Annotated in this window: 11 protein-coding genes; 5 read left to right on the top strand and 6 right to left on the bottom strand. The window is 63.2% G+C overall.

The annotated features are described in order from the left end of the window. Positions 1-56 precede the first annotated feature (56 nt). Positions 57-992: a glycosyltransferase gene (locus tag Q1A89_RS22325; protein WP_299733784.1), complete on the top strand. Its 936-nt coding sequence runs from the start codon at positions 57-59 to the stop codon at positions 990-992. A 7-nt stretch (positions 993-999) separates the two neighbouring features. Here Q1A89_RS22325 and Q1A89_RS22320 read toward each other — a convergent pair whose 3' ends face one another. The 6 genes from Q1A89_RS22320 to Q1A89_RS22295 all read right to left on the bottom strand — a co-directional run bounded on the left by Q1A89_RS22320 (position 1000) and on the right by Q1A89_RS22295 (position 8154). After that, on the bottom strand, positions 1000-2097 hold the full coding sequence (locus Q1A89_RS22320) for an acyltransferase (protein ID WP_299733782.1): 1098 nt from the start codon (positions 2095-2097) through the stop codon (positions 1000-1002). Continuing rightward, positions 2094-3347: a glycosyltransferase family 4 protein gene (locus tag Q1A89_RS22315; protein ID WP_299733780.1), complete on the bottom strand. Its 1254-nt coding sequence runs from the start codon at positions 3345-3347 to the stop codon at positions 2094-2096. Before Q1A89_RS22315 ends, Q1A89_RS22320 begins: the two co-directional genes overlap by 4 nt. 79 nt (positions 3348-3426) lie before the next feature. Beyond that, positions 3427-5724, bottom strand: a complete 2298-nt coding sequence (locus tag Q1A89_RS22310; protein WP_299733778.1) for a PKD domain-containing protein — start codon at positions 5722-5724, stop codon at positions 3427-3429. Positions 5725-5766: 42 nt separating this feature from the next. After that, the gene (locus Q1A89_RS22305; protein WP_299733776.1) at positions 5767-6570 is read right to left on the bottom strand and encodes a hypothetical protein; all 804 of its coding nucleotides are present in this window, start codon (positions 6568-6570) and stop codon (positions 5767-5769) included. A gap of 1 nt (position 6571) precedes the next feature. After that, positions 6572-7894 (bottom strand): sialate O-acetylesterase, encoded by a 1323-nt coding sequence (locus Q1A89_RS22300; RefSeq protein ID WP_299733775.1) that lies wholly within the window; start codon positions 7892-7894, stop codon positions 6572-6574. Continuing rightward, a complete protein-coding gene (locus tag Q1A89_RS22295) occupies positions 7894-8154 on the bottom strand; it encodes a hypothetical protein (RefSeq protein ID WP_299733773.1) in 261 nt (86 codons plus the stop codon). Before Q1A89_RS22295 ends, Q1A89_RS22300 begins: the two co-directional genes overlap by 1 nt. 239 nt (positions 8155-8393) lie before the next feature. Here Q1A89_RS22295 and Q1A89_RS22290 point away from each other — a divergent pair, with 239 nt between their 5' ends. The 4 genes from Q1A89_RS22290 to Q1A89_RS22275 are packed head-to-tail and all read left to right on the top strand — an operon-like array spanning position 8394 to position 12679. Continuing rightward, on the top strand, positions 8394-9869 hold the full coding sequence (locus tag Q1A89_RS22290) for a hypothetical protein (protein ID WP_299733772.1): 1476 nt from the start codon (positions 8394-8396) through the stop codon (positions 9867-9869). A gap of 26 nt (positions 9870-9895) precedes the next feature. After that, a complete protein-coding gene (locus Q1A89_RS22285; protein WP_299733770.1) occupies positions 9896-10867 on the top strand; it encodes a glycosyltransferase family 2 protein in 972 nt (323 codons plus the stop codon). Position 10868: 1 nt separating this feature from the next. Beyond that, positions 10869-11714: a sulfotransferase gene (locus Q1A89_RS22280; RefSeq protein WP_299733768.1), complete on the top strand. Its 846-nt coding sequence runs from the start codon at positions 10869-10871 to the stop codon at positions 11712-11714. Beyond that, positions 11711-12679: a glycosyltransferase gene (locus Q1A89_RS22275; RefSeq protein WP_299733766.1), complete on the top strand. Its 969-nt coding sequence runs from the start codon at positions 11711-11713 to the stop codon at positions 12677-12679. Before Q1A89_RS22280 ends, Q1A89_RS22275 begins: the two co-directional genes overlap by 4 nt. Positions 12680-12779 lie beyond the last annotated feature (100 nt).

Below are 12779 nucleotides of genomic sequence, written 5' to 3'. Positions count from 1 at the left end.
CCGCGAATGATCTGTCAGAACTTGTCTGTGCGCTGCATATCGAAGATAGCGATCACATGAAAGAAACAGATGCCAGTCGCGCCTATGTCGTGATTTCCCCCTGCCGCAACGAGGCCGACTTCATGCGTCGCACGCTCGACAGTATGGTCGCGCAAGCCGAACGCCCGCGCCTGTGGGTGATCGTCGATGATGGCTCGACCGATGCGACCCCGGACATTCTGGCTGAGTACATCGCGCAGCATGACTGGATCCGCGTTGTGCCCAAACCCGACCGCGGCCACCGCGCTGTCGGGCCCGGCGTGATCGAGGCGTTTTACGCTGGATTAGAGACGGTATCGCTGTCGGATTACACTTATCTCTGCAAGCTCGACCTCGACCTTGATCTGCCCCCCACCTATTTCGCAGGCCTCATGGACCGGATGGAGGCTGACCCGCGCATGGGCAGCGCCTCGGGCAAGACATGGTATAGCGGGCCGCAGGGGCAGAAGATCTCCGAAGGGATCGGCGATGAGATGTCGATCGGGGCCAGCAAGTTCATGCGCGTGCGCTGTTTTGAACAGATCGGCGGCTTTGCCCGCGAGGTGATGTGGGATGGGCTGGATTGCCACAAGGCGCGCCAACTCGGTTGGAAGGCGGGCAGCTGGGATGCGCCCGAGCTGGAATTCGAGCACCTGCGCCCGATGGGATCGAGCCAGCAAAGCATCTTTGCCGGGCGCCGCCGCCACGGGTTCGGGCAGTATTACATGGGCTCCTCGCCGGTCTATCTGGTGGCCTCAGCCATCAACAAGATGCGCCAGCCGCCCCTGATCACCGGCGGGTTTGCGATCATGCAGGGCTATTTCGGGGCAATGTTGCGCCGCGATGCACAGCACGGCGATGCGGATTTGCGCGCCTTCATCCGCGCCTATCAGCGCCGCGCCCTGCGCGTGGGCAAGGCCCGCGCAGCCGCCGATATCGAGGCCGATCAGGCCGGGGTCTGGCAGGCGGAATAGAGCGCGCTCAGGCCGCCCTGGCCCAACGCGGTTTCAGCCGTGGACGCAGGCCGGTGAACCAGGCCTCAAGCGTGCGAAAGCTGATCTCGGAGACGATCACCGTCAGCGCGTAATAGAAGAAAAACAGCGCCGGGCCGCTGTAAAGACCAAGGGTCTCCAGCACCTTGAACCCCACCACCAGCAGCGGCAGGTGATAGAGGTACATCCCATAGCTGATCTGCCCGATCCGCGTGATCACCCGATTGGTCAGCGCCCATCGCATCATGTGATCCTCGCGCATGACGGCCGTGACCAGCACAAGGCACATCGCCAGATGGATCACAAAGGCAGGCCAGCCGATCACCGACCCCGGCAGCATCTGCAGCGCCCCGATCAGCAGCGCAAAGCTGACAAGGATCGCGCTGCGCTGCGCCAGAACAGGCTCTAACAAAGCGAACATGCGCCCGTTGTGCAGAGCAATCGCCGCGACCGATCCCATCAGGATCGGCGCATAGGGTGGCAGATGAAACTTCAGCGGCCCCAGATGGGTGGCCGTCGGGGCCATCCAGTTCAAAAGGCCCATATGCCCCAGCACGTTGAGCGTGATCAGCGCCAGCAGAACCGGCAGGATCCAGCGCCGCGGCAGCAGCAACAGCAGCAAAGGCCAGATCAGGTAATACTGCTCTTCCACCGCCAGCGACCAGGTGATCGTCAGGTTCGGAATATGCTCGGTCAAAAAGTTGGAGAGGAACAGAAAGTAATAGGGCAGCAGCGACAACAGTTCGGGCTGTCCCAGCACAAGGGCCGCATAGGCCGCATTCAGACCCACCACAAAGAAATAGACCGGCACGATCCTGAGCAACCGGCGCCAGTAGAAATGGCGCAGGTCGAAAAAGCCGTGGCGCTCTTCCTCGCGCAGCAACAGCGTGGTGATCAGATAGCCGCTGAGTACGAAAAAGAAATCGACCCCGAGAAAGCCGCGCGACAGCAGGGTGATCTCGGTGCCCAGATCGCGGAACCACGTGCTGTGATGCCAGATCACCGCCGTGATGCAGATGAAGCGCAAGCCGTCCAGACTGCCGAAATGGCGCGCCGACTGGTAGGACTGGTAGAGCGGCGTGCTCATGTGTTGTCCGTCATGTCGGGGCGAGGCCCCTCGGGCGCGCGGCCCTCAAACAGGGCGGCCAGACGCTGCGCCTCACCGTCGATGTCAAAGGCGCTTTCGACCTTTGCACGTCCGGCCTTGCCCATCTGCGCGCGCCGCGCAGGGTCTTGCGCGAGCGACAGAATGGCCTGTGTTAGAGCCACTTGATCCCCGGGCGGGACAATCAGACCGCTGGTGCCATGCTCGACCAGTTCGGACACACCGGCCACCTGCGTGGCGATCACCGGCACCTGGCTTGCCATGGCCTCCATCAGCACCACGGGCACCCCTTCGGCGAAACTGGGCAGCACCATCATGTCGGCGCGCGCCAGGATGTCGGCCACAGCCTCCTGCGTCTGGTAACCAAGGAACTGCACCGCCTCGCCCAGATCCTGCGCCTCGGCCTCAAGCGCGGCGCGGTCCGGGCCGTCCCCCACCAGCGTCAGGCGCAAGGCAGGGTGGTCAGGCAAGGCGGCGCGCAGGGCGCCCAGCAGGATGCGCACGCCTTTCACGGCAGCCAGCCGCCCGACAAAAACCAGATCGGTGTGATCGCTCGTCGATGGGGCCGGGGCATAGCGCGCAGGCTCGAGCCCACAATGGATGATCCGCAGCTTGTCCCAATGGGCCGGGTCTGATGCCAGCATAGCCTGACTGCGCGCGAAAAAGCTGATGCAGGCCACGAACTGAGCCGCTTCGGTTTTCAGATCCAGCCGCCAGCGCGCAGGGTCCATCAGGTCCGAAGGCCCGTGCAGAGTATAGCTGAACGGGATGTCGGCGATGCGCGCGGCCAGCATCGCAACCGTGGCACTGGCATTGGCAAAGTGGTTGTGCAGATGGGTCGCCTCGATCCGGCGCAGATGGGCGGCCAGCACCGTGGCTTCGACAAAATAGATGATCTGGTAAAGCAGGGCGCGCAGGCCCGGTGCACGCATGGAGAGGGCCTGCCTCAGGGCCGCGAAATAGCGCCCCGGCGCGCGCAGGGCCGCCCCTTGAGCCGCCAGCAGGGCCACCGGTTTGCGCGCGGCCTCAAGGATATAGAACGTGTCCTGCCCGGCCTGTTTCTCGGCCGTCCCTTTGTGATGTGCGGCCCCCGTGGTGCGCACCGAACAGGTCCGCACATCCAGCCCCAACCGGCGCAGAGCCTCGACCTCGCGCAGGATGAACGTATGGGACACCGCGGGATATTCGGCTGCAAGATAGGCCACGCGGTGGGCTGTGGGCGGGCGAGACATGTTGGGCGCTGCTCTTTGACCTCAATGCCGTGACTTATGCGTATGGCACATCTTGAAGTAAACCCGCCGTCACATCTGCCTAGCCTGCAACCTCGAAGGCCCCGATAGAGGGATATTGCGGCCGCTCCTGCCCGTAAAAGTCATCCAGCGCGCGCAAGCCCGAAAGGGCAGCCCCGATCGCGGGCGAGCCGGGCAGGGGGGCGGCAGCGATGACGCTGTCGGGTGGCGTGCCGTATTCGGGCCGGATGTTGAGCGATGTGCCGATGACCCCGACACGCACGCTGGCCCCGCTTGTCCAGGGTCCACCGCTGTCATTCGCCACGGTGACGCCGCTTGGATCAAAGGAGAACAGCGCCTCTTGCGGGCCATTGTTGACAAGCATCTCGTGGGATCGGCGCGGGTTGGACGGCGTTTCGTCCGCCGCACTCTGGTCTGTCAGACTGTCAAACTCGGCATAGTCAAAAAACACCGTCTCCCCATGCGCCACATCCGCGGCCAGCGTCTTGATGTCGCTCGGATAGGTCCAGTCGCGGTAATCTGCATATCGGGGCAGGAACAGCACAGTATCGGCCAGCGGTGCATAGGGGGTATCCGGTGCGCCCAGATTGGGCTGATGCAGGATATTGTTCTGTTCGGTGAAGTTCGTGTAGTAGGCGCCGCCGGAATTCCGCAGACGGCAAACCTCCACCGCGGCATTTCCGTCCAGATCCGATTCATCCGCGACCAGATTCAAACAGGTGTTGGAATAGACCCGTGCGGGCGTTGCAAGATAATCCGCATCACTTTCCACCGCGTTGAGATCAAGGAAGGGAGAGAGGCCAAATGCGCCCTCGTTGCCATCCCGGTGGCCGGTATGGACCAGAAGACAGTTGCGCACGGTCAGACCCGAGTGTTCCGTGGCAATGTGCGATCCGGTGAACACCCCGCCGACCACAGATGTCTTGTCGATCAGCATATTGTTGATCGCGCCGTCCCTGGCCGCATCCTGACGGGTCAGAGCCAGAACCGTCGACCCGCCTTCCATCGCGCTGCGCTGCATGTTCAGCTTGCCGCGCGGATCCCCCTCCTGGTTCCAGCGGAACGCAGGCTGGGGCGTGTGGATCAGCCGTGAGTTTTCAAACCAGCCATTGCGGCTGAACATGTCGCTGGCATCCACAGCGCAGCGCCCGGCATGCTGGATGCGGACGGGCCCGTGTTCGACACCATGCACGCTTTTGCTGTTGCCGCTGACTGACAGCTCATCCTGCAAAAGGGCGACGCCGACATAGGCTGAAAACCCCTGCCCCTGTTCGTAAATCGCGAAATTTGCCCAGTTGGTGACGGTCGTGTTGTTGAAGATCGTATTGATGCTGTCTGGATCGACCTGAGCGTGCGTTGCAAGGCTTGTATAAAGCGCGTTGAGCCCCGTCGCATGCACGTTGTGAAACAGCGCATAGGTGCCAAAATTGCCGCCCCGAATGGACAGAAACACATCCCCGCCGGGGTTGCTGTCCGCATACGGCCCGCCCATCGTTTCGGTGCGGGTGTCGTAATATCCCTGCAGACGCAGATCGTGGAACGCGAAATCGGTGCGCTTGCCCGGTTCGGAGTTGGATGTGTTGTCTTGGATAAAGCCTTTGTCCGTGTTGCCTCCGCACGTCAGCAGCGGGTCTTGCCCCGTCCCCGGAGAGCTGCACCACCAAAGGTTTTTGAATTGGTTGCGCAGCTGCCCGATGGGACCCAGAACATGATCAACCTCCCGGTCGAACATGACCCGGTACATTTTTGTGCCATCCGCGCTTTGCAACGAACTTTGCAAAAGCATTGCCTCATTGCCGGTTGTCACTGTTCGGGCTCCGGACGGCGCACGTGCAAAGGTGGGATCGGTGCTGACAAAGATCGTCTGATCGTCCGCGAACAGAACCTCCGCGTCCCCCACCACGACCTCCAGCGAGGCCAGGCGGGTCTTGCCCGAGGACGGCTCGATCACAAGGCAGGTGACGGTATAGGGGCCGGGGGCTGAAAACGTGTGCGAGGCAATCGGCCCATAGGCCTTGTTTGCGTCCTTGTGCACGTCCGGGATGTTTTGCGGCGCGGTAAAGACGCTGCCCGGATCACCGAAGTCCCAGAAGTAATAGATGTTGTGAAAGCGCGGATCATAGGTGTTGACCGCGTCCACGGGGCCGGGATTGTCGAACCCGTCCAGCACCACCTCGAAATTGATGCCCTCGGGTGCCACTTGCAACTCGCCGCGCCGCGCAACCAGATCGGCTGTGTGGTCGCCCGCTTGCGACGTCACCCCCCAGCCACTCGGACCTGTTGCAACGGCTGCTGCATCCGTGGCCAACATGACGTCAACCCCCGCCGCAAAACCCTGAAATCCGATACGCGTGGCCATGCCATTGCTCCTGCTGGAAAAAGTTGTGCCCGTTTGGACAGGTCAGGTCAAAGAGATGGATCGATCCGCCATGCGCGTGATGCTGCGCTGATAGATCTCGCCCATCTGGGTGGCGTTCGTGAAACTGGTGGACACCATGAACTCGGCACATTTGAAATCATTGTTGAACAGGGTGTTGTAATGCACCCCGCCCAGGGCCTGCGGCAAAGCGGCCAGGGCCCCGCGGGCCTCACTCAGCGTGCTCACCTGCGATCCGTCCTGACCGCCCCGGAAATAGACGCAGTCCCCGGCGGCACTGATCGAGGCGCCGAAAAAGAAATAGCCCGACGGCAGGTTGGCATCCACGGTGGGCGACGAGCCGCCATTGCGGGTGATGTTCAGATCGTTGTCCGAGATGGTGAAAGCCGTCCAGCCGGCTGAGCCGTTTGCCGGAACCCGCGTGCCGCCCAGAATGCTGGGCACATTCGTGCGCTGCATCACCATGCACAGGGTGAAATCCGCCGTTTCGTCAAATTCAGACACGTACCCGGCCCCAAGGCCCTGAATGCGCACCGCGTTGGGTTCAAAGGTTGCACCAGCCCCCGCAGGGCCGGGTGTCAAAAGCGAGCCGGTCTTGAGATCGCTCAGCGATCCCGCATCGGTCCCCAGCAGCCAATGGGCATCCATATCCGCTTCGGCCACCGACGGCGTGGCCGTTTCGATTACCAGCTGCGTCGGGGCCGCATCCGACAATGCGCTGACCGTATAGGTGCCATTCGGCAGCAGGCCCTCGACATCGAAAGGCGGGGTGCCTGTCAATTCGAACGTGTCGCCCGAGACCGTGTTTTCAAAGTAGAACCGTGCCATATCAAATTCCTTCCAGAACCACTGTGCCCGCAACAGAGGGTGCCGCTGGTGTGAGCGCGGACTGGATTACAGTCCCGTCGATGTCCCATGCCGGGTCAGGATCGACCGGCGGCGACGACGCATCGTCCAGCACGTTGAATGCGGTGAAATAGCGGCTGCCCAGACTGCGCAGCGCGGCCGCGTCGAAATGGATCCCGTCGGGCAGGGGGCTCAGACCCGCACTGTCGGCAAAGCCTGCCCGGCTGACCCGGTTGGGGGTATCGCTCAGCGCGGCCTGCACCGTCTGGCGGTTGGCGTCCGCCGCCACCCAGTCCGGCACCATGCCACCTGCAATGAACGGCGTGTCCGCGTCTGCGCCCGTGATGTCGGTGCGCATGTCCGCGATCATCGTATCAAGGCGGGTCGCATAGGCCGCCGCGTCCCCGGCACTGCCTGCATCGCTTTCGCCCTGATGCCACAGGATGCCGCAGAACTCGAAGGTCGGGTTGTCTGCCAGCACCGCGTTCACCCGCGCCACTGCCGTGTCGTAATAGAACCCGCCCTTGGTCCACTGACCCGCCGCAAGGCCCGTCGCACCCTTGGCATCGGGCACCAGCAGCAATGTGTCATTGGGGTGCGCTGCGGCATAGTCGATCGCAAATTGCAGGGCAGGACCCATAAAGGAGGGATCGCCGTCGTAGTGATCCAGCAGGGTCTGTGCCGCTACGATATCGCCACTGTTTCCGCCCGAGGCGCGCCCGGACCGGGCCACCTGCAGCACACCTCCAGGATAGGCAGCACCACCATCAAAGGGGGCAAAGCCGACCATGTTGGATTGACCCATCAGGGCCAGAACCCGGGTCCGCGACACGATCCCGACCGCGTCCGAGGCCTGCACTTGCGTGCCCCCACCGGCTTGGGTCGCGGTCTCGCGCAGGCTCAGGGATGTGCCCAGATCGCCCGATGTCAGGACGTAAGAAGGGGCAGTTTCGCCAGCGATATCCACTCCGTCGCGCTGCCATTGCACCGTGATGACCGCCGCCGGCAGGGCCGCATCGAACACCCACAGACCGGGCATATGCCCGATGGGCTGGCCAATGGCGGGCACCGCATCCAGACGGGCCGGCACCAGATTGACCGGGCCTGCGGCAAGGGCGGCCTGGGTCACGGAATAGGTCCCGGCATAATCCGCTGGTGCAGAGACTGTTATTTCGACCGGATCAAGGTTGCTGAGCACTTCCAGCACGCCGCCGGGTGTCAGAACAACCTCGCTGACCGGATCAGGTGCCTCGATTGACCCTGCATCCGGATTGAGCCCCCCCAGAGCCAGGGAAATCGATAGCATCAGTACATGGCCACGATGTTGGTCGCTGTCGTGCCTGTCTGCCAGACCCGTTGCGCCCGGACCGGAAACGCGCCGCCCGCCGCGACAAAGACAGTCGCCTCGTCACCGCCCACGGTGGTGACACGGACAAAGCCGCTCTGGGCCACGTTGAGCGCACGACTTGCAACCGCAAGGTCTGTCGCATCATCCGGAACAACGGCCGTGAGATAAGACGCCGGGCTTTCAAGGCCAGGTGTGTATTCCTGAAAGGTATCGGCCAATGTAACATCTCCTTGAATGGGGGCAGGCCCCGGTGCAGGGCGCAGCGCCGGAAAAGATGTTACAAACTGATTAACGCAATCTTCAGCCACCGCACGGTCCCCGTGCACGGCAATATTGTGACGCGACAAGATGTTGTTTTTTCACGAGCATTTGTAGTAATGAAGCGGCAAGACCATCGGCCTATCATCATGTGCAAAACAAACCAGGACAGGGCGGTCCAAGGGTAAGGGTCAAAGGCATGTTCCCGACAATTGCAATTCTCAGCTGGCCGGTTGTCGTCACCATCCTGTTTCAAAAGCTGAAACGGCCCGCCGCCGTGGCCATCAGCATCATCGCAGCCTACCTGTTGCTGCCCGTGGAAGGGGGCATCGACCTCCCGCTGCTGCCCCCCATCGACAAGAACACGGTCGCCGTGGTCGCCGCCCTGTTCATCGCCTGGCAGATGAGCCGGACCGACATCAAGGCCCAGGTGCTGGACGGCTGGCTGCCGCGCCATCCCGGCCTGCGGCTCCTGATCATCATCGCGGTGGCAAGTGCGATGATGACCGTCGTGCTCAACGGCGATCAGGTGACCTACGGCACTGTCGTCCTGCCGGGTTTGCGGCTCTATGATGCGTTTTCGGCCATGATGGGCGCAGCCCTGATGCTGCTGCCGCTGATCCTGGCGCGTAAATATCTCGCCCATCCCGAACAGCACATCCTGCTGCTCAGCATCCTGTGCATCGCCGGGCTGTGCTATTCCCTGCTCGCGCTTTACGAGGTGCGCATGTCGCCGCAGCTCAACCGCATGGTCTATGGGTTCTTTCCCCATTCCTGGGCGCAGCACCTGCGCGGCGGCGGCTTTCGCCCCATCGTGTTCCTGTCGCACGGGCTGCAACTGGCGATCTTCTTTACCGGCACGATCATCGCAGCCTGCGCCCTGATGCGCATCTATGCCGAAAAGCAGCGCATACTTTATCTGTGCGCAGCCCTCTGGCTGTTCATGACGCTGGTGCTGGCCAAATCCATCGGAGCGCTGGCCATCGCGCTCTTGCTGGTGCCCATCGCCGCCCTGCTCAGCGTCAGGCTGCAGATCCTGGCGGCCGCAATCCTGGCCATCCTTGTGGTGTCCTATCCGCTCAGCCGGGGGGCGGGCTGGGTGCCGATCGACCGGATACAATCCATCGCCACACAGATCGACCCCCAACGCGGCTCCTCGCTGGGCACGCGTCTCTACCACGAAGAGGCGATGCTGGAAAAAGCCTCCGCCAGACCGCTGTTCGGCTGGGGCCGGTGGGGACGCTCGCGGATCTATGACGAGAACGGGCGCGATGTCAGTATCGCTGATGGCTATTGGGCGATCTCCATCGGGGTGGGGGGCTGGGTCAAGTTCCTGTCCGAATTCCTGATCCTGGGCGGCGCGGTTGTGCTCTTGGCCATACGACAACGCACATACAATATCGGGATAGAGACCTCGGCTCTGGCCCTGATCGTGGCGGGCTGGATGGTTGACCTGCTGCCCAACAGCGCCCTGACACCGCTGCTCTGGCTGGTGGCGGGGGCGCTCTGGGGGCGGGTCGAGTTGGGCAAGATCGCCCAGACCGCGGACGAACCAGAGACACAAGAGGTCACACCCCGGGTCAGATATTCCCGCCAGTCACATAAAAACCCTGTACCGGACCGACAACTGACATATGCACGGGCCAAGCCAGAGCCGCAGTCCCGCAAACACTGACCCTTCCGGGTCCACAAGGCAGCCCCATGTCCGCCAGGATTTCCGTTTCCATCATCAATTACCGTACAGGCCAGCTGACCATCGACTGCGTACAATCGGTGATCGATGCCGCCCGCGCTGATCCAGAGATCGCGGTCAAAACGATCGTCGTGGACAATGCCTCGGGCGATGGCTCAGCTGATCAGATCGCGGCGTGGATCGACGCCCATGACCTTGGCGACCAGGTGCAACTGGTGCGCTCGCCTACCAACACCGGCTTTTCGGGCGGGCACAATCAGGGGATTGCGGCACAGGACAGTGACTTCGTGCTGGTGCTGAACTCGGATGCGGCGGTGCGCCCCGGCGTGTTCTCGGCCCTGATGCACGCTGCCGAGGCCCACCCCGATGCCGGATTCTTTGGTCCCCGCCTCGAAGATCCCGACGGCACGCCGCAGGTCAGTTGCTTTCGCGCCCACTCGCCCCAAAGCGAGCTGATCCGCGCCGCAGGCACAGGCCCCGTCACCCGGCTGCTGCGCAAGCGCGAAGTGGCCCTGGGCCTGCATCCAAGCCCCGAAAACATCGAATGGGTCAGCTTTGCCTGCGTGCTGCTGCGCCGCGAGATGATCCAGGATGTGGGCCTGATGGACGAAGGCTATTTCCTCTATTTCGAGGATGCCGAATACGGTCTGCGCGCGCGCCGCGCTAGGTGGGGCTGTGCCTTTGTGCCCGAGGCCCGCGTGATCCACTATCGCGGCGGCAGCGGCCCGGTCAAAGCCCTGCAAAAGGCCAGGAAACGCCTGCCGCACTATTACTACTGCGCCCGCACCCGCTTCTTTTACCAGCTTTACGGGCGCAGCGGGCTGCTGGCCGCCAATCTCGCCTGGCATCTGGGGCGCGGTATCGCGCAACTGCGCCGCCTGACCGGGCGTGCACCCAGCCCCGCCGCTGCGCAGGAGGCGCGCGACATCTGGACCAATTTCACGCACCCTTTGGGTCCGCGCGGCGCACCGGGAGAGTAACATGGCACAGCCTGATTTCCTGATCATCGGTGCAATGAAATGCGGCACCTCGACCCTGCAGGCCCAACTGGCCGCCCAAGATGGCGTCTTCATGACCACGCCGAAAGAGCCCAATTTCTTTTCCGACGATCCGGTCTATGCCCAAGGCATGGACTGGTACAGCGCCCTTTATGACGGTGCCGCGCCGGGTGATCTCAAGGGCGAGGCCAGCACACATTACACCAAACTGCCCACTTGGCCCCAGACCGTCGCGCGCCTGCAGGCGGCTGTGCCCGACCCACGGCTGATCTACATGATCCGCAACCCGGTGCAGCGCTGCGTGTCGCACTATATCCATGAATGGAGCGAAGGGCGGCTGACCCTGCCGCTGGATGACGCGACCCGCGACGTGCCCGAAATCGTCGCCTACAGCCAATACGCCATGCAGATCGCCCCGTTCGTCGAGGCGTTCGGGTCCGAGCGGATCCTGCTCACCAGCCTTGAGGCCCTCAAACGGGACGGGGCGGGCGAGCTGGCGCGGATCGGGGCCTTTATCGGCCTCAAACAGCCCGCCACATGGCAAGAGACGATCAAGGCGCAGAATGTCTCGGCCCGGCGGATGCGCAAACTGCCTTTGCAGGGTCTGTTAATCGACAATCCCGTGGCGCGCACCCTGCGGCGCACGCTGGTGCCCAAGGCGCTGCGCACCCGCATCCGGCAGGCCCGCACCATGGATGCGCGCCCCACTCTGGGCGACGCCGCACGCGCGCACCTTGAGGCGACATTCCTGCAGGACCGCGCCGCACTGGCCGACATTTTCCCCGATCACCCCGCATTGACGGATTGCTATCCGTTTGCCCCGGCATGAGCGGGGCGCCGGTCATCGGGGCCGTCACCATCGGGCGCAATGAGGGCGCGCGGCTGGTGGCCTGCCTGCAGGCGCTGCAAGGGGCGGTCGATCACATCGTCTATGTGGATTCCGGCTCAGGCGATGACAGCGTGAATGCTGCCCGCAGCCTTGGTGCACATGTGGTCGAGCTGGACACCGACATCCCCTTTACCGCTGCGCGCGCGCGCAATGCCGGTCTCGCCGCCCTGCGCGCGCAGGTGCCCGATCTGACCCATGTGCAGTTCCTTGACGGGGACTGCGTGCTGCAACCGGGCTGGATCGACACCGCCCGCCAGTTTTTGCAGGACCATGCGGACGTCGCCGTGGCCTGCGGGCGACGGCGCGAGAAATTCCCCGAGGCCAGTCTCTATAACCGCCTGATCGATGCCGAATGGAACACCCCCATCGGGCAGGCCAAGGCTTGCGGGGGGGATGCGCTGATGCGGGTCGATGCGCTCGCCGAGGTCGGGGGATATGATGACAGCCTGATCGCCGGGGAAGAGCCCGAGATGTGTGTGCGCCTGCGCGCAAAGGGTTGGAAAATCTGGCGGCTCGACGCCGAAATGACCCTGCATGACGCCAACCTCACCCGCTTCGGGCAATGGTGGCGACGCGCCCAGCGGGGGGGGCACGCCTATGCCGAAGGGGCCGCGATGCATGGGCGTCCGCCCGAATTTCACAAACGGCGCGAACTGCGCAGTGCCTTGCTTTGGGGGGCGGCCTTGCCACTGCTGGCCGTGGCCGGGGCAATACTGATCAGCCCTTGGTGCCTTGCCCTGCTCGGGGCCTTTCCCGCCCAAATCCTGCGCCAGCGGGCCAAGGGCACCCCCTGGCTTCAAGCCAGTTTCACCACGCTTGCCAAACTGCCCGAAGCGCAAGGCGCGCTGCAATACTGGGGCAAACGGCTGAGCGGGCGCCAAAGCCGGCTGATCGAATACAAGTGAACAGGCACGACGGTCGGTCTGCCTGAAAACCCGATGCGCCCTGAAAAAGCTTTGCCGGGACCCCCATTTATCGGGGTGGCCTAGGGCGCTCTGAAGCATG

This window comes from uncultured Tateyamaria sp., from assembly GCF_947503045.1.
Taxonomy (GTDB): Bacteria; Pseudomonadota; Alphaproteobacteria; order Rhodobacterales; family Rhodobacteraceae; genus Tateyamaria.
This window is presented reverse-complemented; position numbering and strand designations above follow the sequence as displayed.